Here is a 24,471-nt window from a genome sequence, read left to right as displayed (position 1 = left end):
GCCACGCCTATCAGTCGAGAAAAGGCAGCATCACTCCCGCGCCGGCTGCTTCACCCGCCCCAACGCCCGGTACAGCGTCGAGCGGTGCACGCCCAGCTTGCTGGCAGCTTCGCTGACGGAGCTGCCCTGCCCGATCATCTGGTTGGCCAGCGCGATCTGCTCGTCGGACAGGCATGGCTTGGCGCCGAATTGCACGCCCCGCGCCTTGGCGGCTTCGCGGCCGAGGCTGGTGCGTTCGACGATCAGCGAGCGCTCGAAGGCGACGATGCCGGCGAACACCGCCAGTACCGGCTGGCCCGCTGCATTGCCGTTGACCCAGGGCTCGGCGAGGCTGGCCAGTCGGGCGCTGGTGAAGTGAATGTGCTCGGCGATCTCCAGCAGGTCGCGGGTGCTGCGCGCCAGGCGATCGAGCCGGGTGACCATCAGCGTGTCGCCCGCCTGGATATCGCCGAGCAGGCGCGCCAGCTCCGGTCGGCTGCGCCAGACGTCCTGGCCCTGTTCCACGTACAGCTGGCGACAACCAGCCGCTTGCAGCGCCTGGATCTGCACCTGCGCATCGGTCTCGTCGCGGCTGGGACGGGCATAGCCGATGATGCGCCCAGCTACTGTCAGCGGGCCGTTGGTGGGTGTGTGCGGCACTCAGTACTCCTCATCGATCAAGCGGTAACCGACGCCCACGATGGTCTGGATGACCCGTGAAGCGCCCGGGTCATCCCCGAACTTCTGGCGCAACCGGCCGACCACCGTGCGCAGGCTGCGGCTGTCGCCCAGATGACTGGGCCCCCAGACCAGGCGAATCAACTGTTCGGCGGTGACGATGCGGCCGTGATTGCGGGCGAGAATCTCCAGCACGCCGTACTCCTTCCTGCTCAGGCTGATCGCCACGCCGCGCAGGGTGACCAGGCGCTGGGACAGGTCGACGTACAGCTGCCCCGAGCGGATGGCCGGCTGCAGCACCAACTCGTCCGACGAGGCGCGCAGCAGCGCCCGTGCGCGGGCCATGAACTCCTGGATGCCGAAGGGCTTGGTGACGTAGTCGTTGGCACCCAGGTCCAGCAGGCGCACCTTTTCCTCCTGGCTGTTGCGCACCGACAGCACCAGCACCGGCACCGCCGACCAGGCACGCAGCTCGCGCAGTACCTCGCTGCCGTCCATGTCCGGCAGGCCCAGGTCGAGAATGATCAGGTGCGGCGACTGGATCGCCGCCAGCGTCAGGCCCTTGGCGCCCGTGGCGGCCTCCAGCACGGTGAACGACTGGGTGGCGAGGCTGATGCGCAGCAGCTTGCGAATCTGCTTCTCGTCGTCGATCACCAGGATGCGCGGCGACTCATTCATCGGCGCCTCCCGGCATCTCGGCATGGCGGGCCAGCGGCAGGTGCAGCGACAGGGCAGTGCCGCGCCGATCATCGCCGTCCGCGACCTCGACACGGCCACCGTGGGCACCGAGCATGCCCCGGCAGATGGCCAAGCCCAGCCCGGTGCCCTTGCCGCCCCGGTCGCCACGCGCCGCGGTGTAGAACATGTCGAAGATCTGCTCGCGCTCGGCCGCCGGAATGCCCGGCCCCTGGTCGGTCACGCGAAACACCAGCTCGCGCTCGTCATGGGCGACGCTGACCGTCACCCGACCGCCCTCGGGCGAAAAGCGCGCGGCGTTTTCCAGCACGTTGACCAGCGCCTGTTCGATGAGCGCTGCATGCACGTGCAGCAGCGGCAGTCCGGGCGGCACCTTGACGCTGAGTTGCAGGTCGCTCAGCACGTGGCGCAGACGATTGACCGCACTGCTGACGATATCGCCGGGCGCCACCCAGTCCCGGGAGAGCTTCATGCCGCCGTGCCCCAGACGGGTCATGTCGAGCAGGTTCTGGATGTAGCGGTCGAGCCGCTCGGCCTCGTCGCGGGTACCTTCCAGCAGCTCGATGCGCTCGGCAGGCGGAATCACGCTCCCCAGGCTGAGCAGGCTGTCGATCGAGCCGCGCATGGCGGTCAGCGGCGTGCGCAGGTCGTGGGAGACCGAGGCCAGCAAAGCGCTGCGCAGTTGCTCGGTTTCGCCGTGCAGGCGAGCCGCTTCCAGATTTTCGGCCAGTCGCGCACGCGCCAGCGACTGGGCGATGGGCTGGGTGAGCGCAGTGAGCACGCGGCGCTGCGCAGCCGTGATGGCACCGGCCCCGCGCGGGCGAGCGCCAAGCACGGCGAGCGGGCCGTCTTCATCGGTCAGCGGAAACCACCACCAGGCGCAATCCGGCAGGGTATCGGTGCCCAGGCCGGCGGGTTCCATGTGGCGCCAGGCCCAGTCGGCGGCCGCTTCGTCGCGCTCGCCCAGCTCGGCCTGCACGCCGGCTTCGGTGAGCCATTGCTGGTGCTCGCCGCGGCCGATGATCAGGAAATCCATGGCCATGCGCTCTTGCAGATGCGTGACCGCCGCGTTGATCACCGCCTGGCGATCCGTCGCCTTGGCCAGGCTGCGCGACAGCTCCAGCAGCGCCACCGTCGAGCCCTGGGTTTCGCGCAGGCTCTGTAGCTGGCGGCGCTGGTGCGAGGCCAGGTTGCCGGTGAGCGCGGCCATGAACAGGAAGAAGAACAGCGACAGTACGTCCTGATGGCGGTCGATCGTCAGCGAGTACAGGGGCTCGATGAAGAACCAGTTGTAGGCGACGAACGACAGTACCGCGCAGGTCAGCGCCGGGCCGATGCTGCTGCGCACCGCCACCACCAGCACGGCGGAGAGGAACACCAGGGCGACGTTCGGCAGTTCCAGAAAGTGCGTCAGCCCCATGGCCACCAAGGTCGCCGCGACGCTGACCAGAGCGGCCAGCGCATAGGGTTTCCAGGCCAGTAGCGCTGGCGTGTGGGGTCGGGCGTCGCGGGTCTTCGAGGCGATGTCGAGCACGCTGATTTCCAACCCGGCACCCAGGGCGAGCAGGCGCGCGGCCAGATTCCTGCGCCAGAACACGCGCGGTTCACCGCGGGCGATCAGGATCGAGCTGGCGCGTCGGTCATGGGCATGTTCGATCAGGCTTCTGGCCGGCTCGCCGCGCAATGTGACCACTTCGCCGCCGAGGCGCTCGGCCAGTTGGCAGGCCGCCTGCAGGCGCTGGCGCCAGCGGTCGTCGACGGGGTTGCCGGCGTCGACGTGCACCACCGTCCACGGCAGGTGACGCCGCTGCGCCACGCGGCTGGCATGGCGCACCAGCGCCTGGGCGCACTCGTCGCCCTGGATGCCCACCAGCAGCCGGCCACGCACCGCCGGCAGGGCTTCGCCGTGCTGCAGCGCGCGGCGGTCGAGATCGGCATCCACCCGGGCGGCGGCGGTCTGCATCGCCAGCTCGCGCAGCGCGGTGAGGTTGGTCTGGCTGAAGAATGCATCGATGGCCGCCCGCGCCTGCTCCGGCACGTAGACCTTGCCCTCGCGCAGGCGGTCGAGCAGGTCACGCGGCGGCAAGTCGATGAGCAGGATCTCGTCGGCCTCCTGGATCACCCAGTCCGGCACGGTTTCGCGAACCCGGATGCCGGTGATGCCATGCACCTGATCATTGAGGCTTTCCAGGTGCTGCACGTTGATGGTCGAGTAGACGTCGATCCCCGCCGCCAGGAGCTCCTGCACATCCTGCCAGCGCTTGGTGTGCCGGCTGCCCGGGGCGTTGCTGTGGGCCAGCTCGTCGACCAGGGCCAGGGCGGGCCGCGCGGCCAGCAGAGCGTCGAGGTCGAGTTCGGCCAGGGTCATGCCGCGGTAGGGCACGGCGCGCGGCTCCTGCTGCCGCAGGCCTACCGTCAGCGCCGCGGTTTCGCTGCGCCCGTGGGTCTCGACGATCCCGCAGCGCACGTCGACGCCCAGCTCCTGCTGGCGGCGCGCGGCCTGCAGCATCGCGTAGGTCTTGCCAACGCCCGGCGCGGCGCCCAGAAAGATCTTCAGCCTGCCACGGTCGCCCCGTGGCAGGTCAGCCAGCAGGGCATCTGCTCGCTGGGTGCTGTTCATCGCGACCGATCCCCTGCCAGGTCAGCGAGCGATGCGTTGAGGGCCAGGACGTTGACCACCGCCGGGCCGATGACCGGGCGCTGCTCCAGGGCTTGCACCCGCTCGCGCAGGGCCTGCGGGTCGATGCCCCGCGCCGCCGCCACACGGGGTAGCTGGTAGAGCACGGCGGCCACCGGCAGGTCCGGGTCGAGCCCGCTGCCCGAGGTGGTCACCAGGGCCAGGGGCGCCGGCGCCTGTACACTGGCGCTCAGGGCAGCGGCATCCTGGGAAACCCGCTCGGCCAGCGCCGGGTTGGAGAACGACAGGTTGCTCGCCGAGCTGGCGACCGTGGCGAAGTCGCCGGCGGAGGGGCGCGAGTGAAACCACTGGTCGCCCGCGAACTTCTGCGCGATCAGCCAGCTGCCGCGCACGGCACCGCTCGGGTCTTGCATCAGGCTGCCATTGGCTTGCGCCGGGAAGACGCTCTGCGCCACCACGGTGACGAACAGCGGGTAGGCCGCGCCGGTGATCAGCGTCATCAGCGCCAGGGTGGCGATGGCCGGGCGCAGGTGAGCGAGCCAGTTGCCGGGTTGCTCGATAGCGTTCATGTTCATGTCCTCACACCAATCCCAGGGCGACCATCGCCAGGTCGATCAACTTGATGCCAACGAACGGCGCGACGATGCCGCCGAGGCCGTAGATCAGCAGGTTGCGGCGCAGCAGGCTCGCCGCATCGGCGGCCTGCACGCGCACACCACGCAGGGCCAGGGGAATGAGCGCGACGATGATCAGCGCGTTGAACACGATGGCCGAGAGAATCGCGCTCTGCGGGCTGTGCAGCTGCATCAGGTTCAGCGCACCGAGCTGCGGGTAGATACCGGCGAACAGCGCCGGCAGGATCGCGAAGTACTTGGCGACGTCGTTGGCGATCGAGAAGGTGGTCAGCGCGCCACGGGTGACCAGCAGCTCCTTGCCGACCTGTACCACGTCGAGCAGCTTGGTCGGGTCCGAATCCAGGTCCACCAGGTTGGCGGCCTCGCGGGCGGCCTGGGTGCCGTCGTTCATCGCCAGGCCCACGTCGGCCTGTGCCAGCGCAGGGGCGTCGTTGGCGCCGTCGCCACACATGGCCACCAGCTTGCCGTCGGCCTGCTCGCTGCGAATGCGCTGCAGCTTCTTCTCTGGCGTCGCCTCGGCGATGACGTCATCGACGCCGGCCTCGGCCGCGATCGCCGCAGCGGTCAGCGGGTTGTCACCGGTGACCATCACGGTACGGATGCCCATGCGGCGCAACTCCGAGAAACGCTCACGGATGCCGGGCTTGATCACGTCCTTCAGGTGAATGGCGCCGAGCAGGCAGCCATCGGTTGCGACCAGCAGCGGGGTGCCGCCGCTTTGCGCGATCTGCTGGACCTCCCGTGCCAGCACCTCGGGCATCTCGCCTCGCGTCAGGCCGAGCCAGTTCAGCACCGAATCCACGGCGCCCTTGCGGTACTGCACGCCCTGCCAGTTGACGCCGGACAGCCGGGTCTGCGCGCTGAAGGGCACCACCTCCAGGCTCTCGCGGCGCGGCTCGTCGATGGGCTGCAGGGCGCGCAGGTACTCGACGATCGACTTGCCTTCCGGGGTGTCGTCGGCGAGCGATGCCAGCAGCGCGGCGTGGGCAAGCTCCGGCGTGGTGACGCCCGGCGCCTTGAACAATGCGCTGCAGCGGCGGTTGCCAAAGGTGATGGTGCCGGTCTTGTCGAGCAGCAGGGTGTGCACGTCCCCCGCCGCTTCCACCGCACGACCGGACTTGGCGATCACGTTGAGGCGCACCAGGCGATCCATCCCGGCGATGCCGATGGCCGACAGCAGGCCGCCGATGGTGGTGGGAATCAGCGTCACCAACAGGGCGGCGAGGTACACCAGCGGCAGGTCGCCGCCAGCGTAGCGGGCGAATGGCTGCAGGGTCGCCACCACCAGCAGGAAGATCAGCGTCATGCCGATGAGCAGGATGTCCAGCGCGATCTCGTTGGGCGTCTTCTGCCGCTTGGCGCCTTCGACCAGGGCGATCATGCGGTCCAGGGTCGACTCGCCGGGGTTGGCGGTGATGCGGATCATCAGGCTGTCGGAGACCACCTGAGTGTTGCCGGTGACTGCCGAGCGATCACCGCCGGACTCGCGGATCACCGGTGCCGACTCACCGGTGATGGCCGCCTCGTTGACCGCCGCGACTCCTTCGATCACCTCGCCGTCACCGGGGATCAGCTCGCCGGCATCGACGCGCACCACATCGCCCTTGCGCAGCCGCGAGGCCGGCACGTGCTCGAAGTAGCCGTGTACCGTCAGGTAGCGGGCGGTGAGGCCTTCGCTGCCGGACTTGAGGCTGTCCGCCCGGGCCTTGCCGCGGCCTTCGGCGAGGGCTTCGGCGAAGTTGGCGAACAGCACGGTGAACCATAGCCACAGGGCGATCTGCAGGGTGAAGCCGGTGCTCACGGCGTCACTGGGGATGACGCACAGGATGGTGGTGACCAGCGCCGTCAGCTCCACGGTGAGCATCACCGGTGAGCGCGTCAACTGGCGTGGGTCGAGCTTGACGAAGGCTTGTTTCAAGGCCGGGCGCCACAGCGCACGGACCGTGGTGGCAGCAGCAGCGCGTATGGGCGCCTGAGTATGCATGTTCATGTTCGCTCCGCCTTACAGGGCCGCGCCGAGGTGGTCGGCAATCGGGCCGAGCGCCAGGGCGGGTAAAAAGGTGAGGCCGCCGACCAGCAGGATGGTCAGGGTCAGAAGGGTCACGAAAAGCGGGCCGTGGGTGGGGAAGCTGTTCGGCCCGAGCGGGGCCTGCTTCTTGGCCGCCAGGCTGCCGGCGATCGCCAGGATCGGCAGGATGTAGCCGAAGCGCCCCAGCAGGATGGCGAAGCCCAGCAGCAGGTTGTGAAAGGCCGTGTTGGCGCTGAAACCACCGAACGCCGAACCGTTGTTGGCCGTGGCCGAGGTGTAGGCGTACAGCGCCTGGCTGAACCCATGTGGCCCGGGGTTGCTGATGGATGCCGCCGGCCCGGCCATGCCGACCGCCAGGGCGCAGAACACCAGCACGCCCACGGGCATCACGATCAGCGTGGCGACCAGCAGGCGCACCTCGCGGGCATCGAGCTTCTTGCCCAGGTATTCCGGCGTGCGGCCGATCATCAGGCCGGCCAGGAACACGGCGATCAGCACGAACAGCATCATGCCGTAGAGGCCGGCGCCGACACCGCCGAAGATCACTTCGCTGAGCATCATGTTGAACAGGGCGACCATGCCGGCCAGCGGGCTGAGGCTGTCGTGCATGGCATTGACCGAGCCATTGGAGGCCGCCGTGGTGGTCACCGCCCAGAGAATCGAGGCGGCAACGCCGAAGCGGCTCTCCTTACCCTCCAGCGACCCCGCCTGCTCCACCGGCAGGCCGGCGAGCGCCGGATTGGGCTGGTATTCGGCGTAGAGCGCGACGCCCAGGCCGGCCACGAACAGGATCAGCATGCAGGCCAGCAAGGCGCGGCTCTGGCGCATGTCCTTGACGTAATGGCCGAAGGTGAACAGCAGCGCAGCGGGTATCAGCAGAATCGAGACCACCTGAAACAGATTGCTCCACACCGTCGGGTTCTCGAACGGGTGCGCCGAGTTGACGCCGAAGAAGCCCCCGCCGTTGGTGCCCAGCTGCTTGATGGCGATCTGGCTGGCGGCCGGGCCGAGCGGAATGCTCTGCTCCTGGCCCTGCAGCGTGGTGGCGTTGACGTAGGCATCGAAGGTCTGCGGCACGCCCTGCCAGACCAGGAACAGCGCCAGCAGGATGCTCAGCGGCAACAGCGCATAGAGCGTCGCGCGGGTAAGGTCGACCCAGAAATTGCCCAGGCTGTGCGAAGAGCGTGCGCTGATCCCACGGGCCAGTGCGGCGAGTATCGCCAGGCCGACTGCCGGGCTGACGAAGTTCTGCACGGTCAGGCCGGCCATCTGGCTCAGGTAGCTCAGGGTGGCTTCGCCGCTGTAGGCCTGCCAGTTGGTGTTGCCGACGAAACTGGCAGCGGTGTTGAAGGCCAGCGTCCACTCGACGCCCGGCAGGCCCTGCGGGTTCAGGGGCAGCAGGCCCTGGCCGATCAGCAGCGCGAAGAGCACCAGCAGGCTCAGTGCCGAGAACACCAGCACCGCACCGGCGTACTGTTTCCAGCTCTGGCCCTGGCCCGGCTTGATGCCGGCACAGCGGTAGATGCAGTGCTCGACCGGCTCGAGGATCGGCTGCAGCCAGGTGCGTTGCCCTTCCATCGCCTTGTAGATGAATTTGCCCAGCAGTGGCGCGGGTATCAGCAACAACGCGAAGAAGGCGACCAGCAGAATCAGGTCCTGTAGCGTCATGGCATTCACTCCCGGCCTGCCTGGAGCAGCGCATGCAGCAGGTAGACGAAGAGGCCGGCAACCAGAAGCAGCGATAGCCCATCGAGAACGTTCATCTTTCACTCCTCGGATACGGGGGATCCCGTGGTGCGAAAAGTCTCGTTGGGATGGCTGTAAATTATCGATTCTGAAAAAACCGCAGGCGCGTAAAAAAACCGTATTTTTCTAGGGCTTGCTGCGGCCTCGAGGGGCGCCATGGACGGTCGCCACCGGCTCGTTCAAGCTGGCCCTGGTGTTCATCGGCGCCAATGTCTTCGTCGCGGCGTTCAGCTATCTGGTGATCGTCGGCGAGATCAAGCGCTTCGAACTCAAGGGCCTCAAGCCCGAAGACAACGCCGGCGCGAACCGCGCCACTGGCGAAGTGACGCGCTGACGGACACGGTCGCGTGGTGCGGTCGTCAGAATTTTTACATCGTATGGATAGCGTTATGCGCCACGCCGAGCGCCCGATAGCCGGGGATGTGGAGGTTCATCTTCGCGGGTTCGCGGGCGCCCTGGCACCTGGGAGGCAGGCTGGAGGCCGATTGCCAGCGTTTCGACAGCCTGGCCATCGGCACCGAGCAGATCAGTCGGTACGACAAGGCGCCCCCCGGAGCGAGCCAGCCCCAGACACGGCTGAGGCGCTATTCGCCTCAGGTAGTCGTCTGCGAGGGCTCCTGCGTACCTTTTTCGGCGCCCCTGTAGGTTTCATGATACTGATCGGCCATGGCTCTGAGCGCGCGACCGATACTGGCGTACTGGTATTCGTTGAGGTTGGCGAGTGACACGCGCGCGGCCGGTTGCCGGGTGCCAAAGCCCTTGCCCGGCAACAGCACGATTCCGGTTTCCTTGGCGATTCGGAACAGCAGGTCTCCACTGCTGAATTTGGCTTTCACCCAAGCGGCGAAGTCATCGCCATGGATCTTGCGGGCCAGGTCTTCGAGGTCGAGCAACGTGTAGTACTCGACCGCATTCTGGTCACGCGCCGGGGCAACTCCCAGCTCCCGATACAGCGCGGCCTCACGGCGGCGCACCAGTTTTTTCAACTCGGTCTTGTAGCCATCGCTTTCATCCATCAACGCGAAGAGGGAAAACAGCACCATCTGCACCTGCTGAGGGGTCGACAGGCCGGCCGTGTGGTTGAGTGCCACGGTGCGGCTGTCGGCAACGATACGGTCGATGAACTTGAGGCGCTCGACATCGGGCAACAGCGTGCCGTATCGCCGGCTCAGGGAGGCTTTTGTCTCGTCGGGCAACGCCTCCAGTGCCTGGTCGAAAACGCTGTCCTTGTGCGTTGCGATTACCCCCAGGCGCCAGCCGGTCGCGCCGAAGTACTTGGAGAAGGAATAGACCAGCATGGTGTTGCGCGGACAGATGGCGAACAACGAACGAAAATCGTCGGCAAAGGTGCCGTAAACGTCGTCCGTCAGGATGAACAAATCCGGGCGAGACTCGGCGACGATGCGCGCGACGGTTTCCAGGCTGCGCTCGTCCATCTTCACCGACGCCGGATTGCTTGGGTTGATGCAGAAGAAGATCTTGACCTGCGGGTCCTTCAGTTTGTCGAGCTCGGCGTCTGGATACTGCCAGCTGGCATGGGGATCGGCGTCGATGTGCACCTGCTCCAGGCCGAACTCCTCGAGTTCGGGAATCTCGATATAGGGCGTGAAGGCCGGCATGCCGATCGCCACTTTGTCGCCGCGCTTGAGCAGGCCGTTTTGCTGAAGCGAGTGGAAAATGTAGGTCATGGCTGCCGTGCCGCCCTCCACGGCGAACAGATCCACGGAGCCGGCGGGAATGAAACCACCGATCATTTCCTTGACGATGTACTCACGCACTATCTGCTCGGAAACCCTTAGCATCCGCGGCGGAACCGGATAGTTGACGCCCAGGATGCCCTCGACCATCTCATGGAGGAACGCCGACGCCGACAGGCCGAGCTGGTCGCGTACGTAGCTGAGGCTTTTGGCAAGGAACAGCACTCCAGGCTGATCACGGTGCTCGGCGGTGTAACGCTCGAAGCGCGCCTCGATGCCATCGATTTGCGGCAGCCCACCCACGCCATGCGGCATGTAGGAATACGACAGCTCCGCTTCGTTGGTGGCGAACAACCCAAGGCGGAAAAAGGCGCGTCGCGGCAGCGTCGCCAGGAAGTTGGGGTTGCCGCGCCCGGCATTGAGCATCAGCCGGTTCTCATTACCCGAGGCCAGCTTTATCAGCTCGTCCTTGAGTTCGAATGGGCTCAATTTGGCGTACTGGGCGTAATCTTCGTTCTGGGTGGGTTCGTTGCTCATGAGATCCTCTGTGCAGCTATGCGAATGCGACGACCAGTGGCCCGAGCAACGTGAGAAACACGTTGGCCAGGGCGTACGTGACCGCGAAGGGAACCGTCGGTATCGAATTGCCGGCCTTGTCGAGCACTTCACCAAAGGCAGGATTGGCGCTGCGTGCGCCGCTAAGAGCACCAGCGAAAAGCGCCAGGTTGTCGTAGCGCAGCACATAGCGCCCCACGAGCATGGCGACGATAATGGGGACGATGCACACCACCACTCCAACCAGGAAAATGGAGACGCCTTGCGAGGCGATGGTTTCTACCGCTTGACGCCCCGACTGCAGACCCACCACCGCCACGAACCCGGCCAGCCCCAGATCACGCAGCAGCGTCGAGGCCGCCGTCGGCATGTTGCCTCGGGTCATGTGGCGGCTGCGATACCAGCCGAAGGCCAGCCCGGCGATCAACGCGCCACCGCCGCTGCCCAGCGTCAGCGGTACCGTACCAAGGCGTATCACCAGCATGCCGATGAGCAGCCCCACAGCCAACCCGAACCCATGGAATACGAAGTCGGTCTTGTCGCTGGGGACGATGACCGAGCCAACCTGCTTGGCCACCCGCTGAATATCATCCGGGGTACCGTAAAGTGTGACCAGATCGCCGGAGGTGATCACGGTGTCGGCCTGCAACGTCAGCGGGCGCCCGCCACGCTTTACCTCGACGACGTAAACGCCATGGCGCAACGACTGGTTAGCCTCCTGGCGGATGTGCGCCACGGTGCGATTGAAGAAGGCTGGGTTGTCGATGCTCAACTCACGCTGGACAACAGTCACATCCATGTCTGAGTAAGACTGCAGCTCGGTGCCCAGCTGTCCGGCTATCGCCACGACTCCAGCGCGTCGCCCTACCACCAGCACCACATCACCCATTTCGAGCCGCGTGTCAGGGGTCACGCCGATCAACGCGCCGCCGCGTTTGATACGCTCGACGGTCAGGGTCGTCTGGTCACTTCCTCGCCGGAGCGCCTCGACCTGCTCCACGGTTTGTCCCGCAGCCTGCTCCACGCGGTATATGCGGCCTACCAGCGCCGCTATCGCTGGCTGTTCGCCAGGCCCGTACAGGTGGGCGCCCGCCAGTAACTCGGCTTCGGCCTTGACCGCATCGTCGCGGATGGTGCGCTTCATGAACCAGGGCAACACGTTGACGCACATGATGATCGCGCCGAACGAACCGAAGATGTAGGTCACCGCGTAGCCAACGGCGACGTTGCCCTGAAGTGCCTGAATCTGCTCGAGAGGCAGATCCAGTTTGGCGATGGCCGCACTGGCGGTTCCAATGATCGCCGACTGGGTCATGGAACCGGCCGCGATCCCGGCGGCCAGCCCTTTATCCAGATCCAGGAGTTTGGCAGCGATCACCACCGTTGCCAGGCCGCTAAGCGCCATCAATGCGGCCAGCACGATTTCGCGCAGTGAATGGCGCCCCAGTGAGCGAAAGAACTGCGGCCCGCTCTCGAACCCCACCGCGTATATAAACAGCGCGAACAGCACCGCCTTGATACCGTTGTCGATGCTCACGCCAACCTGACTGATGACAACGGCAGCAAGCAGCGACCCGGCCACGCCACCCAGTTGAAACTTGCCGAACTGTATGCCGCCAAGCCAATAACCAACGGCCAGGGATAGAAACAGCGCGAGTTCGGGTGACTGGTTCAGAACCTGTTGCAGATATTCCATGGAGCTACCTTTGGTGAGCAATCCATACGCGTTGAAACGTAGGTGCGCAGCAATGCAGGAATATCCGCGTGGCCAGATCCCGGGCGCCACAGCGATACAACATTCGTCACAGCATGCGAAGAGTGGTGAGCGAATCGCTCACTGCACGTTCAGGTGTGAGTGACCGGGCGCGTGACGCAGCGCGTTCATCCCATGAGCTTAATGACTCAAGCACAGCGCTAATAGCCTGTCAAAATCCCTCATCAGCGTCAGACGGTCAGGCTTTGGTGGGGCTTCACCTCGTGGCAGGCACGCTGCCCAAATGGGCGAGCAGACTGCGCATCGGCATCGACAACTCGCTCCAGTCCCTGAAGCACAGGCACAGTTCGCGCTGGGCCCAGGCGTCGTCCAGGGCGATCACTTTGAGGCCATAGCGGCGCCTGTGCAACTGGGCGATACCTAGCGGCAGGATGCCGAGGCCGATGCCATGGGCGACCATCTGGCAAAGCGCCTCGAAGCTGTTCATGCGAATGCGCACATCCAGTGGCCGACCGGCCACCCGCGCGTGCTCGTTGATGTGATCCTGCAACGCACTACCCTGGGCCAGCCCCACGAACGCTTCGCCGAGCACCTCGGCGAACGCCAGGCTGCGGCGGTCGGCCAGCGCGTGATGGGGCGCGGCGACCAGTACCAGATGGTCCCTGGCCACCGGCTGCAGGTGCAGGTGCAGGCCTTCGGCACTGACGGCACTGGACACGATGCCCGCCTCGGCCAGGCCGCTGGCCACGATGCGCACGATATCCACACTGGTGCGCTCCTTGAGTTCGATGCGCAGGCGCGGCCGCTCGGCCAGCCACGGCGCCAGCCGGTTGGGCAGGAACACCGTCAGCGCTGCGGTATTGGCGTACAGGTGCAGAGTGCCTCTGGCGCCGGCTGCGTAGTCCTGCAGCTCACCCTTCAAGGTGTCCTGCTGGCGCAGTATCAGCCGCGCGTGATGGGCTAGCGCCTCGCCGGCCTCGGTGGTGGTCACGCCGCGGGGGCGGCGCTCCAGCAGGGTCACTCCGACGCTACTTTCCATCTTGCGCAAACGTTCGCTGGCAGAGGCCAGCGCGAGGTTCGCCCGCTGCGCGCCCGCGGTAATGCTGCCGGCATCGGCGATGCACAGAAACAGCTGAAGGTCTGCCAGGTCGAGTCGCATAGGGCCTCTCTGCCTCTGGTTTTGCCGAAGGCTGCACTGAGTTTTCCGCATTGTGCCGAGCCCCCCGGGCAGCTTCAATCGCACCGACCACTCAATCGAGCCTTGCCCATGTACGACGCCACGCTCTACCTGCTATTGCTGATCGGTACCTTCCTGGCAGCGGGAATGGTCAAGGGCGTCACCGGCATGGGCTTGCCGACCGTGGCCATGGGGCTGCTGGGCACGCTGATGGCGCCTGCGGCAGCAGCGGCGATCCTGATTGTGCCGTCTTTTGTGACCAACCTCTGGCAGCTGTTCAGCGGCCCTGCACTGGCGCCACTGCTGCGCCGGCTGTGGCCGATGATGCTGTGCATCGTGCTCGGCACGCTGGCCGCTTCGACCTTGCTGGTGGTGGCGAACCCGCTGTGGTCGGGGTTCTGGCTGGGCATCGCGCTGATCGCCTACGCGCTCTACGCACTGCTCGCACCGGCCTTGCGTGTGGCGGCGCAGCTGGAGCGCTGGTTATCGCCAGTAGTGGGCTTGGCAACGGGGGTGGTGACCGGCGCGACCGGCGTATTCGTGATGCCGGCAGTGCCCTACCTCGGTTCGCTGAACCTGAGCCGCGACGAGCTGGTGCAGGCGCTGGGCCTGTCCTTCAGCGTGTCTACCCTGGCGCTCGCCATCGGGCTCTACTGGCACGGCGCCTTTCAGGTCAGCCAGCTCGGCACCTCAGCCGCGGCCATCGTCCCGGCGTTGCTCGGCATGTGGCTGGGCCAGCGGCTGCGCGCACGGATCAGCCCCGTGCGCTTTCGGCAGTGCTTCATGGCGTTCCTGATCCTGCTTGGCGTCGAGCTGGCCGCGCGGCCGTTGTTCTGAGGCGCTCATTCGCGAGCGTCTTCAGCGCCATTCAGGGTGTCGGCGATGCCCTGCACGATCGCCTCGATATCTGCAGTGCTGACGATCAAGGGTGGCAAAAGCCGGATGGTCTGGCCTCGTGTCACGTTGATCAGCAAGCCGTGATTACGAGCGGCCAGCGCCACCAGGTCGGGGATCGGCTTGCGTAGCTCGATGCCGATCATCAGGCCCAGGCCCCGCACGGCCACCACCGCCGGATGCCCGCTCAGCACCTCGCGCAGCCGTTCGAGCAAGTGCAGCCCCTGTTCACGCGCGTTCTCTACCAAACCTTGCTGCTCGATGATGTCCACCACGGTACAGGCTGCGCGACAGGCCAGCGGGTTGCCACCAAAGGTGCTGCCATGGCTGCCGGGCGTGAACAGGTCGGCAACGCTGGCTTTTGCCAGGCAGGCACCGATGGGCACGCCATTGCCCAGACCTTTTGCCAGGGTGATGACGTCGGGCACGATGCCTTCATGCTGAAAGGCGAACCATTGCCCGGTGCGGCCCATGCCGGTCTGGATTTCATCGAGCATCAGCAACCAGTGGCGCCGCGTGCAATGCTCGCGCAGCGCTTTCAGGTACCCCGATGGCGCCACCTGCACGCCGCTCTCGCCCTGTACCGGTTCGACCAGTACGGCTGCGATGCGATGGCCATGCTGTGCACAGATGCGCTCGAAAGCAGGCAGGTCGCCGAATGGCGCCTTGACGAAATCTCCCGGCAAGGTGCCGTACGCCAACCGCACGGCAGGGCCATCGCTGGCAGCCAAGGTCCCCAGCGTGCGCCCGTGGAAGGCGTTTTCCATCACCACCACAAGCGGCTGTTCGATACCTTTGCGCCAGCCATGCAAGCGCGCCAGCTTGAGGGCCGTCTCATTGGCTTCCGCCCCGGAGTTGTTGAAAAACGTCCGGTCCAGGCCGCACAGGCGAGTGAGCTTTTGCGCCAACCGGTGCTGCCAATCGATGCTGTACAGATTGGAGGTATGCAGCAGCAGGCCCGCTTGCTCACTGATGGCGGCGACCAGCAAGGGATGGGAGTGGCCGACGTTGGTCACCGCAACGCCAGCCACTGCGTCCAGATACTCTCGCCCGGCCTGATCCCAGAGTCGCGCGCCCAGGCCACGGACAAAACTCAGCGCCAGGGGCTTGTAGGTGGACATCAGGCAGTCGGTGGTCATGACGTAACGCTCCAGAGGTCATCAGGTGGTTTTTGCAGTATCGTTAGCCACCCAAACTGGATAAACACCGTAATCCTTCAATCATCTTCAACCAGGGCTTGATAATGGACTTGTTCCAGGCAATGTCGGTGTACGTGAAGGTCGTGGAAACCGGCAGCATGACCGCCGCTGCTCAGGCATGCTCGATCTCCACCACCATGGTCGGCAACCACCTGCGGGCTCTGGAGCAGCGTCTGGGCATGAGCCTGCTCAAGCGCACCACCCGCCGTCAGCGCCTGACGGAGTTCGGTACGGCCTATTACGAGCGCTGCCTGGAAGTGCTGGGGCTGGTGGCCGCCTCCGAACGCCTGGCCGAACAGGCCCAGGACGAGCCCGCAGGCACCTTGCGCATCACTGCGCCGCTGACTTTCGGCTCGGAAGTGCTGGCCCCCGCGCTGTGCGAATTCTCGCAGCAGTTTCCCAAGATCAAGCTGGACCTGGTGCTCAGCAACCTGCGGGTGGACCTGCTCGACAGCGGCTTCGACGCCGCTATCCGCATGGGCAACATGCAGGACAACGCCCGCCTGATCGCACGCCCCCTGCAGGACTACACCATGACCCTCTGCGCCTCGCCGGAGTACCTGAAGCGCCGTGGCGTACCCCTGAGGCCGCAAGACCTGCAAGCGCACAATTGCCTGACCTTCGCCTACCCCGCCGGCGACGACTGGAGTGGCGTGGACAAACACTGGCGGCTGATGGGGCCGGACGGTGAAACCACCGTGGAGATAAGCGGCACCATGGTGATGAACAGCTCGGCAGCGCTGTACAGAAGCGCCACGGTAGGCGGCGGCATCGTCATGCTGCCCGATGCCTATGCCGAACAGGATCTGCGTGAAGGCCGGCTGGTAGCGCTGCTACCCGACCACCAATTGCCTAGCAGACCGATGCACCTGATCTACTCGCCTGATCGCTATCAGCTGCCCAAGTTGCGCAGCTTCGTCGATTTTGCGCTGGCGCGCTGGGGCCAGCAGATACCGTCGACGCAATGAAGCATCGCCGCTCGTCCCTGAGAACCTGTTCATAATCGTTCACGATTTTGGCAGCTAAGTGGCGGGAGCGGCCGTTATCCGATCCATTGTGGGAGCCGCGACCTCGCGGCGAATGAGTCAGGCACCGCCGATAGGCAGTCAGGCTGCAATCGTTTCGCCCCGAGGTCGGGGCTCCCACAGGTTGGTTGGAGTGGCCGCTTCTGCCTTGTAGCAGCCTCTTTAATGTCGCCTAAAAAGATCGTGAACAGGTTCTGAGCGGCCAGTTCGCTCAAGCCTGTTCGCCGCGTGCTGCCGTCACCGCGGTGCGTAAGCCCAGCAGGTAGCTGTCCACGCCAAAGCCGCTGATCTGCCCGCGCACCACTTCGGCGAACACCGAGTGGTGGCGGAAGGCCTCACGGGCATGGATGTTGGACATGTGGATTTCAACCACCGGCACGGTGAGGATCGCCAACGCGTCGCGGATGCCATAGCTGTAGTGGGTCCAGGCGCCGGCGTTGATCAGCACGGCGTCCGTGCCCTCCAGGAAGGCCTGGTGGATACGCTCGCACATGGCGCCTTCGTAGTTGCTCTGGAAGCTCTCGATTTGCACACCGAGGGTTGCGGCCAGCTCGCCCAGGCGTGCATCGATTTCGGCCAGGGTGATGGTGCCGTACTGCAGCGGATCGCGCTTGCCGAACATGTTGTGGTTGATGCCATGCAGCATGAGTACGTTCATCGTCAGTTCCTTTAGAGCCTGTTCAAAGTATCGCGAGCTAGAGCAATGCAAGGCCTAGGCGGCCCCGCAAAAACAGGCGAGGACCGGTCGCAGTCGCGCCCGACTTTACGAGCTGTAAATGAGCAGTCTGGCGGGAACGCCTAGTTTGGGCTGGCAATCCAGCCTGTTTTTAACGCCGCACTGCCGACGCGCAGCAGACTTCGAACAGGTTTCTATACCAGTGGCACGGTGAGTCGTTGGATTACCGGCCCGGTTTCAGGGCGCACGCCGCGCCACCACTCGAAGGCTTCGGCCGCCTGCTCGACGAGCATGCCGACGCCGTCCGCCAGGGTGCTTACGCCGGCCTTTTTGGCCACCTGCAGAAACGGCGTCAGCCCCTTGCCGTAGGCCAGCTCATAGGCCAGTGCCGCGTTGGCGAACACCGATTCCGGCACGGGCGGCAGCTCGCCGGTGAGGCTGGCCGAAGTGGCGTTGATGACCAGGTCGAACGACTCCTCGGCCAGCTCGTCGTAGGTGCTCAGCTGTAGGCGCGGGTCACTGACTTCGCTCTCCAGCACCCGTGCCTTGGCCATGTCACGGTTGGCCAGCACCAGGCGCGAAGGACCGGCCGCCAGGAACGGCAGCAAGGCGCCGCGCACTGCCCCACCAGCACCGAGCAGCAGCACCCGGCGCCCGGCCAGCGGCTGGCCGAGGTTATGCTCGATATCGCGCAACAGGCCGACACCATCGAAGTTCTCGGCCAGCAGCGCATCGCCCTCGAACTTGAAGGCGTTGGCGGCCCGCGCCAGACGCGCTCGCTCGCTGGGCTGGGTGGCCAGTTCGAAGGCCTGTAGCTTGAACGGCGCAGTGATGTTCATGCCGCGCCCGCCCCGGGCCTGAAAACGCGCCACGTCAGCGGCGAAGTCGGTGGTCGAACCTTCGATGGCGGTGTACTCGATCCGCTGCCCGCAACTCTCCGCGAACAGCCCGTGAATCAGTGGGGACTTGGTGTGACCGATGGGGTTACCGATCACGGCGTATTGGTCTGTCATGCTTTTGCTCCATGGCTGTACAGCACGCCTTCTGCCTGTAGCTGGGCGATTTCATCGAGGCTGAAGCCCAGTTGCGCGGCGACCTCGGCGTTGTGCTCGCCCAGGTCCGGCGCGACGCGGGTGACCGTGGTGTCGCAGTCGGAAAAACGGAACGGCAGGTTCGGCAACTTCAGGGTGCCGTAGCGTGGATGCTGCTGCTCGATGAGCATGCCGCGGGCCTGGATCTGCGGGTCGTTGACCACTTCGTCGATGCGCTGCACCTTGGCGCTCGGCACGTCCACCTCGTCGAGCAGCGACAGCAGACGGGCCACCGGATTGGCGCCCACCCAGCGACGCACGACGGCGAGGATTTCCTCTCGGTGCTCGTTGCGCCCATTGAGCGTGTGGAAGCGCGTGTCGCCGCTGAACCCGGCAACGCCAGCGTCGGTCTCGACCAAGGCGGCGAAACGCTTCCACGAATCGTCGACCTGGGCGGCGATCACCAGATCGCCATCGGCGGCGCGGAATACCCCGTAGAGCGTCGAGGTCGGCATGTCATGGCCGGTTTGCTGCGGCAGGATTTCACCGCCTGACAGGGTGTAGCACTGCACTGCATACTCGTGCATCGACACCAGGGTGTCGTACAGCGCCATGTCGATGTGCTGGCCCTTGCCGCTGTTCACACGCCCCAGCAGGGCGGCGTTGATGGCCGCCACGGCGTGGATGCCGGTGTACATGTCGCCCAGGGAAATACGCAGCAGCGGCGGCGCTTCACCCGGCGTGCCGACCATCTGCATGATGCCGCTCTTGGCCTCGGCGATCAGCCCGAAGCCGGCGCGGTGGGCATCCGGGCCGGTGTGGCCGTAGGCGGAAATCGAGCAATACACCAGCTTCGGGTTACGCTCGGAGAGCTCCTTGTAACCCAGGCCGAGTTTGTCCAGCGCGCCGGGACGGTAATTCTCGATGAACACGTCGGCGCTGTCGCAGAGCTTGTGCATGAAGGCTTTGCCACGCGGGTCCTTCATGTTCACGCTGACGCCCTGCTTGCCCATGTTGAGCTGCAGGAAGTAGCCGCTCTGCTGGTCGTCGAGGATGAAGGCGTGTTGCCGGCCAGCGTCGCCGCTGCCAGGCCGCTCGACCTTGATCACCTCGGCGCCCAGTGCCGCCAGGCAACGCCCGACATAGGGGCCGGCGAGAAAATGGCTGTAATCGATGACGCGGATGCCTTTGAGCGGTAGTGGCTGACTCATACGCTGGCCTCCCGGCGCGGCACCATCAGGCGGTGTTCACCGCGCTGCACCACCTCGCCTTTCTGGTTGATCAATTCCGACGGCAGCACCACGATGCCCCAGCCCGGCTTGCTCTCGCTGGCACGCATGGAGCCGACGCGCATCTTCACGTGCAGCACGTCGCCGACGCGGATAGGCAGCAGGAAATCCCAGGTCCAGCCCAGCGACATGCCGGGCAGGAAGCGGTAATCGCACTGGGTCTTCAGGCCATCGGCGATGGAGAGGCCCATCAGGCCGTGAGCGACCAGGCCACCGAAATGGCTGGCCTTGGCGTATTCCTCATCAACGTGCACCGGTGTGTGGTCGCCGGTCAGGTCGGCGTAAGCCAGGATGCGTTCCTTGGTCACCGTGTAGCTGGGAGTGATGGCTTCGTCGCCCTCTTGGGCATCGTCCCAGTATTTTTCGACGACGCTCATGCCGACACCTCCACACGCGCATTCACCGCCAGGGCTTCGGCCACCGCACTGGCCGGCGAGGCCTGGATGAACTCCACCGCCAGGCCATCGGGCAGGCGCAGCCAGTTGCGGCCCTGGGGCATCTCGGTCACACCCTCGAAACGCCGGGCAGCGGCCAGCGCCGCTTCCATGTCTGCGCACATCATGCCCAGGTGGCCCATGCGTCCTTCCGGACCGGCGAAGCCGGGCTGGCTGATGAACTGCATGCCGCCGAGGGTCCAGTATTGGGTTGGCTCTTCGAGAGTGCCGTGCACTTCGCGCATGGTCATGCCGAACACGTCGTGGAAAAACTCGATGTACCAATGGATATCACTGACCCAGAAGGCCACGTGCTCCAGATAGGCTTTGGGAATACTCATCGCTTGGTTTCCTCTTTTTGTTGGTCGGCCATGGCCCGCTCGATGCCCTTCACGCACGCCACCAGCGTGGCGTTGACGGGCGTGGCGATGCCGTAGCGCTGGCCGAGCCGCACCACGGCGCCGTTGATGAAATCGATTTCGGTGATCGAGCCCTTCTCCAGGCTCTGCAGCATGGACGTCTTGAACGAGGCCGGCAGCCCGGCGCTGGCCAGGTCCCAGGCCTGCTCCGGCTCGGTGAGGCTGAGGGTGACGCCCGCCGCCCGTGCCACGGCGATGGCTTCGGCCACCGCGGCCAGGGCGGTTTCGCGCAGCAGCGGCTCGCTGTAGAGCTGGCCGTAAGTGAGCATGGTGATGCCCGTCAGCGCACCAGTGGAGACGTTGACCAAGAGCTTGTCCCACATGGTGCCGAGAATGTTTTCGCTGACCGTGGTATCCAGGCCGGCACCGCGGAACACCTCGGCAATATGGCTGACCCGCGCGCTGACTTGGCCATCGAGTTCACCGATGAACGTCTGCTTGCCCGCCACGCCACAGCGGATACGGCCCGGCGCCAGCAGCACGCCGCCCACGTAGGTCTTGCCGGCGATCACCTTGTCACGGCCGACCGCTTCGGCGAGCAGGTCTTCGTGGCCCAGACCATTTTGCAGCGACATCACCACGGTCTGCGGCCCGATCAGCGCGGTGGCGTCAGCGATAGCGCGGGCGGTGGCGAACGACTTGACCAGCACGATCAGCAAATCGACAGGGCCGATCTCTCTGGCACGCGAGGTGGCATTGATGCGCACGCTGCGCTCGATGTCGTCTTCGATCACCGTCAGGCCGCTGTGCCTGATGGCATCGATGTGCGCGCCGGCGCGGTTGAGCAGCCAGGTTTCATGGCCCGCCTCGCTAAGCGCGGCGCCAAAGGTGCTGCCCAGCGCACCGGATCCGAGGATGCAGATTTTCAAGGTGAGGCGCTCCTGCTTTTTTCCTCACCTTAACCACGCCCCCATTGTTGAGCTATACAATGGAATCAATAGCGCTATCAGAAAAATAAATAATGACCGCCATCGACGCCCTGCCCGAACCCAAACTGCTGCACCTGTTCGACGTGCTGTACGACACCCGCAGCGTGACCCGTACCGCCGAACAGCTGGGCCAGAGCCAGCCGACCATCAGCCTGTGGTTGGGCAAACTGCGCGAGCAGCTGGGCGATCCGCTGTTCGTGCGCACGCCCACCGGCATGGCGCCCACGCCCCAGGCCGATGCGCTGATCACGCCGTGCCGCGAAGTGCTCGAATCACTGCGCCGGCTGGCCGCCTGGGAGATCGGCTTCGATCCGGCCAGCGCCCAACGGCGCTTTCGCCTGTGCCTGAGCGACGCCAGCCATATCACCCTGCTGCCGAAGATTCTCGAACACCTGCGCAGGGAGGCGCCCGGCATCCGCCTGGAGGTGGCGCGTATCGACGGCAATACCGAACGCGCCCTGGAAACCGGCGAGGCCGACCTGGCAGTCGGCTTCGTACCCTGGCTGGGCGGCGGTATCTATCAGCAGGTGCTGTTTTCGCAGGACTGGATCTGCCTGGCCAGCCCGGCCCATCCGCGCCTCAAGTCAGCACTGAGCATCAAGAAATACGTGGCCGAGGGCCATGTGTTCGTCAGCGCCGGCACCGGCCAGAAGCTGCTGGAGGCCGCCCTGGCACGTAACGCCATCGAGCGGCAGATCGTGCTGGAGCTACCGGGGTTCCTCGGGTTGGGCGCCGTAATCGGCAGCACCGACCTGATCGCCACGCTGCCGCGCCATATCGGCGAAACGCTCGCCGCCGCCCATGGCCTGAAAGTTCACGCCTGCCCGTTGCCCATCGACACCTTTCTGGTCAAGCAACACTGGCACGCCCGTTACCACCACGACCCCGGCAGCCGCTGGCTGCGCACGACCATCTCGATGTTGTTTCAGGGAACCGAGCCCAGGTGATTCCCGCAAACGCCGTCGACACGCCCTAACGCGTCGACTTCACGTTGCCATGGCGGATTTCCCTGGATGGTGAGTTGCCGAAATAGGCCGTGTAGCACTTGCTGAAATGGCTCGGCGAGACGAAGCCGCATGCCACGCTGACGTCCAGCACCGGCAGGTCCGAGTGCTGCAGCAGGCGGCGCCCTTCGGTGATGCGCAGCTCCAGGTAATAGCGCGCCGGCGTGGTGCCGAGCTGCTGCTGAAAAAGCCGTTCGATCTGCCGCCGCGAGCGTCCCGAATAAGTAGCTAGCTGATCGGTGCTCAGGGGCTCTTCGATATTGGCGCTCATCAGGTTGATCACCGTACGCAGCGGCTCGCTCATCTTCGCGTGCAGGGTCGGTTTGACCCGTTTGTAACGCGACTCCTCGAACGCCAGGATGCCGACGATGCCCTCGACCAGATCGTTGCCATGCAACGCGCCTATCCACTCCAGAATCATGTGGAACGCCCCGGTCGGGCTGGCCGCGGTCAGCCGGTCACGGTCGACCACGAAACTCTCCGCGGTCACCTGGCTGTGCCGGGCGATCTCCGCCAGTGCCGCGCGGTGCTCGGGGTGGATCGCGCAGCGGTAGCCATCGAGCAATCCGGCCTGGCCAATGAACCAGGCGCCGCTCCACAAACCGGCCAGCGCCACCTGCTTGTCGGCAGCCGTCCGTAGCAGTTGCCTGAGAGAGGGAATGGGCCGCAGCGGCGTGCGCAGGCCGGCGCAGATCACCAGCAGATCCAGCTCGGCGAGTTCCTGGCCGTTCAGCTCGGCGTCCGGGCAGATGACGATGCCCAGGTCACTGGTCACCGCCTGGCCGTCGAGGCTGAAGGTGCGCGTAGCGAACAACCCTCGGTCGATCAGGTTGGCGGTGACCAGCACGTCCAGCGCCTGGGTGAAGGCCGGCAGGGAGAAGTGCTCCTGCAGAAGAAAGCCCACGCGGGTCTGCCGGGAGGCATCTTTCTTCGCCGCCACGAAGCGCAGGTTCTGCCCCTGCAGCGTCTCGCTGAAACTGCGTCTGTCCGCCATTGTGCGCCCTGCCTGCAAGCTCGATCACGTGCAGCCGATTGTGGCAGCTGGCGCGGCACTTGGGGTGGTCATTTGATTGTGAAACACTGCAGCGCTCTGATGGCCCGCGAGGACACTGCCGGTGAGCAGCCCCAACGTTCGCATCCTCAAGCAGCACCTGCTTTCGGACAATTGGTACGTACTGAAGAAGATCGACTTCGAGCTGCAGCGCCGCGACGGCAGCTGGCAGCCGCAAACCCGCGAGGTGTACGACCGCGGCAATGGTGCCACCATCGGCCTGTACAACCGGGCCCGGCGCACCGTGATCCTGACCCGCCAATTTCGTATCCCGGCGTTCGTCAACGAGCACCACGGCTACCTGATCGAAGCGGCCGCCGGGCTGCTGGACAACGCCAGCCCGGAAGAGCGCATTCGCCTGGAGGCCGAGGAAGAAACCGGCTACCGGGTCAGGTCGGTGCGCAAGATCTTCGACGCGTTCATGAGCCCAGGCTCGGTGACCGAGCGGGTGCACTTCTTCGTCGGCGAGTATCAACCCGAGGACCGCATCAATGATGGCGGCGGCCTGGCAGAGGAAGGCGAGGATATCGAGGTGCTGGAGCTGCCCTTCGCCGAGGCCCTGGCGATGGTCGACGACGGCCGCATCATGGACGGCAAGACCATCATTCTGCTGCAGTACCTGAAGAAGCTGATACCCGTTTCGCCGTTGATGATTCTGCTGACCGGCGCCGATGAGCAAGCACGGGCCTGCGCAGCGAGTCTGTTGCTGGCGGGCCATATACCGGTTCCCGCCATATGGCCCGGTCAGATGTCACAGGCAGCCGCTGCGCACGATGCCGATGAATATACCCGGCTGCTCGTGAAACGCTGCGACGCGGTACTGTGCACAGGCGCCACTTCGCCGCACACGAGCCGGCTCGTCGAACTGGCGCAGCAATACGACGTGGCCGTGTACCGCGACGTGAGCGAGATTCCGGCGACAGTGACGCACCACCCCGATGCCCGCCCCAGCGCATCGATCATCTAGAAAGGATTT

22 protein-coding genes and 1 pseudogene are annotated in these 24,471 nt (G+C 65.4%); 5 read left to right on the top strand and 18 right to left on the bottom strand.

Annotated features, from left to right (window positions below):
• Positions 1-30: 30 nt before the first annotated feature.
• Genes BVH01_RS13780 through BVH01_RS13750 form a run of 7 tightly spaced genes read right to left on the bottom strand, consistent with a single transcriptional unit; the run spans position 31 to position 8,418 of the window.
• Positions 31-639, bottom strand: a complete 609-nt coding sequence (locus BVH01_RS13780) for a recombinase family protein (protein WP_083659470.1) — start codon at positions 637-639, stop codon at positions 31-33.
• Complete coding sequence (locus tag BVH01_RS13775; RefSeq protein ID WP_075930832.1) at positions 640-1,335, bottom strand: response regulator transcription factor; 696 nt, start codon at positions 1,333-1,335, stop codon at positions 640-642.
• Positions 1,328-3,973, bottom strand: a complete 2,646-nt coding sequence (locus BVH01_RS13770) for a sensor histidine kinase KdpD (RefSeq protein WP_075930831.1) — start codon at positions 3,971-3,973, stop codon at positions 1,328-1,330. Before BVH01_RS13770 ends, BVH01_RS13775 begins: the two co-directional genes overlap by 8 nt.
• Positions 3,970-4,566 carry a potassium-transporting ATPase subunit KdpC gene (kdpC, locus tag BVH01_RS13765; RefSeq protein ID WP_256562761.1) on the bottom strand — a complete coding sequence of 199 codons (597 nt, stop codon included), beginning with the start codon at positions 4,564-4,566 and terminating at the stop codon, positions 3,970-3,972. The genes BVH01_RS13770 and kdpC overlap by 4 nt, the downstream gene beginning before the upstream one ends.
• Positions 4,567-4,570: 4 nt before the next feature.
• Positions 4,571-6,616 carry a potassium-transporting ATPase subunit KdpB gene (gene kdpB / locus BVH01_RS13760; protein WP_075930830.1) on the bottom strand — a complete coding sequence of 682 codons (2,046 nt, stop codon included), beginning with the start codon at positions 6,614-6,616 and terminating at the stop codon, positions 4,571-4,573.
• A 12-nt stretch (positions 6,617-6,628) separates the two neighbouring features.
• Positions 6,629-8,323 (bottom strand): potassium-transporting ATPase subunit KdpA, encoded by a 1,695-nt coding sequence (gene kdpA, locus BVH01_RS13755; protein ID WP_075930829.1) that lies wholly within the window; start codon positions 8,321-8,323, stop codon positions 6,629-6,631.
• 5 nt (positions 8,324-8,328) lie between these two features.
• On the bottom strand, positions 8,329-8,418 hold the full coding sequence (locus BVH01_RS13750; protein ID WP_070885670.1) for a potassium-transporting ATPase subunit F: 90 nt from the start codon (positions 8,416-8,418) through the stop codon (positions 8,329-8,331).
• 149 nt (positions 8,419-8,567) lie between these two features.
• Here BVH01_RS13750 and BVH01_RS13745 point away from each other — a divergent pair.
• Positions 8,568-8,735 (top strand): annotated as a pseudogene (locus BVH01_RS13745) (MFS transporter); the annotation flags it as partial.
• Positions 8,736-8,994: 259 nt separating this feature from the next.
• Here BVH01_RS13745 and BVH01_RS13740 read toward each other — a convergent pair.
• The 3 genes from BVH01_RS13740 to BVH01_RS13730 all read right to left on the bottom strand — a co-directional run bounded on the left by BVH01_RS13740 (position 8,995) and on the right by BVH01_RS13730 (position 13,526).
• Positions 8,995-10,635, bottom strand: a complete 1,641-nt coding sequence (locus tag BVH01_RS13740; protein ID WP_075930827.1) for a bifunctional aspartate transaminase/aspartate 4-decarboxylase — start codon at positions 10,633-10,635, stop codon at positions 8,995-8,997.
• A gap of 16 nt (positions 10,636-10,651) precedes the next feature.
• Positions 10,652-12,349 carry an aspartate-alanine antiporter gene (gene aspT, locus BVH01_RS13735; protein WP_075930826.1) on the bottom strand — a complete coding sequence of 566 codons (1,698 nt, stop codon included), beginning with the start codon at positions 12,347-12,349 and terminating at the stop codon, positions 10,652-10,654.
• Positions 12,350-12,623: 274 nt separating this feature from the next.
• A complete protein-coding gene (locus BVH01_RS13730; RefSeq protein WP_075930825.1) occupies positions 12,624-13,526 on the bottom strand; it encodes a LysR family transcriptional regulator in 903 nt (300 codons plus the stop codon).
• A 108-nt stretch (positions 13,527-13,634) separates the two neighbouring features.
• On the opposite strand from BVH01_RS13730, the gene BVH01_RS13725 reads away from it, so the two are divergent.
• Entirely contained in the window at positions 13,635-14,381 is a 747-nt protein-coding gene (locus BVH01_RS13725) for a sulfite exporter TauE/SafE family protein (RefSeq protein ID WP_075930824.1), read from the top strand.
• A 5-nt stretch (positions 14,382-14,386) separates the two neighbouring features.
• On the opposite strand, the gene BVH01_RS13720 is transcribed toward BVH01_RS13725, so the two are convergent.
• On the bottom strand, positions 14,387-15,577 hold the full coding sequence (locus tag BVH01_RS13720; RefSeq protein WP_075930823.1) for an aspartate aminotransferase family protein: 1,191 nt from the start codon (positions 15,575-15,577) through the stop codon (positions 14,387-14,389).
• A 104-nt stretch (positions 15,578-15,681) separates the two neighbouring features.
• Between BVH01_RS13720 and BVH01_RS13715 the strand changes: the two genes are divergently transcribed.
• Positions 15,682-16,605 carry a LysR family transcriptional regulator gene (locus tag BVH01_RS13715; RefSeq protein ID WP_075930822.1) on the top strand — a complete coding sequence of 308 codons (924 nt, stop codon included), beginning with the start codon at positions 15,682-15,684 and terminating at the stop codon, positions 16,603-16,605.
• Between the two features lie 268 nt (positions 16,606-16,873).
• On the opposite strand, the gene aroQ is transcribed toward BVH01_RS13715, so the two are convergent.
• The 6 genes from aroQ to BVH01_RS13685 form a co-directional block, all read right to left on the bottom strand.
• Positions 16,874-17,326, bottom strand: a complete 453-nt coding sequence (aroQ, locus tag BVH01_RS13710; RefSeq protein ID WP_218189107.1) for a type II 3-dehydroquinate dehydratase — start codon at positions 17,324-17,326, stop codon at positions 16,874-16,876.
• Between the two features lie 206 nt (positions 17,327-17,532).
• The gene (aroE, locus tag BVH01_RS13705) at positions 17,533-18,351 is read right to left on the bottom strand and encodes a shikimate dehydrogenase (RefSeq protein ID WP_075930820.1); all 819 of its coding nucleotides are present in this window, start codon (positions 18,349-18,351) and stop codon (positions 17,533-17,535) included.
• Positions 18,348-19,580 (bottom strand): CaiB/BaiF CoA-transferase family protein, encoded by a 1,233-nt coding sequence (locus BVH01_RS13700; protein WP_075930819.1) that lies wholly within the window; start codon positions 19,578-19,580, stop codon positions 18,348-18,350. The genes aroE and BVH01_RS13700 overlap by 4 nt, the downstream gene beginning before the upstream one ends.
• Complete coding sequence (locus BVH01_RS13695; protein ID WP_075930818.1) at positions 19,577-20,035, bottom strand: MaoC family dehydratase; 459 nt, start codon at positions 20,033-20,035, stop codon at positions 19,577-19,579. Before BVH01_RS13695 ends, BVH01_RS13700 begins: the two co-directional genes overlap by 4 nt.
• Positions 20,032-20,433, bottom strand: a complete 402-nt coding sequence (locus BVH01_RS13690) for a VOC family protein (protein WP_075930817.1) — start codon at positions 20,431-20,433, stop codon at positions 20,032-20,034. The genes BVH01_RS13695 and BVH01_RS13690 overlap by 4 nt, the downstream gene beginning before the upstream one ends.
• A complete protein-coding gene (locus BVH01_RS13685; protein ID WP_075930816.1) occupies positions 20,430-21,380 on the bottom strand; it encodes a ketopantoate reductase family protein in 951 nt (316 codons plus the stop codon). Before BVH01_RS13685 ends, BVH01_RS13690 begins: the two co-directional genes overlap by 4 nt.
• 92 nt (positions 21,381-21,472) lie before the next feature.
• On the opposite strand from BVH01_RS13685, the gene BVH01_RS13680 reads away from it, so the two are divergent.
• Positions 21,473-22,387, top strand: a complete 915-nt coding sequence (locus tag BVH01_RS13680; protein ID WP_075930815.1) for a LysR family transcriptional regulator — start codon at positions 21,473-21,475, stop codon at positions 22,385-22,387.
• Positions 22,388-22,412: 25 nt separating this feature from the next.
• Here BVH01_RS13680 and BVH01_RS13675 read toward each other — a convergent pair whose 3' ends face one another.
• A complete protein-coding gene (locus BVH01_RS13675) occupies positions 22,413-23,438 on the bottom strand; it encodes a GlxA family transcriptional regulator (protein ID WP_075930814.1) in 1,026 nt (341 codons plus the stop codon).
• 121 nt (positions 23,439-23,559) lie between these two features.
• Here BVH01_RS13675 and BVH01_RS13670 point away from each other — a divergent pair, with 121 nt between their 5' ends.
• A complete protein-coding gene (locus BVH01_RS13670; protein ID WP_075930813.1) occupies positions 23,560-24,462 on the top strand; it encodes an NUDIX domain-containing protein in 903 nt (300 codons plus the stop codon).
• The last annotated feature ends 9 nt before the right edge of the window (positions 24,463-24,471 follow it).

The organism is Pseudomonas sp. PA1(2017), assembly GCF_001945375.1.
Classification (GTDB): domain Bacteria; phylum Pseudomonadota; class Gammaproteobacteria; order Pseudomonadales; family Pseudomonadaceae; genus Aquipseudomonas.
The sequence above is the reverse complement of the archived record's forward strand: the minus strand, read 5'-3'. Positions and strand labels throughout refer to the sequence as shown.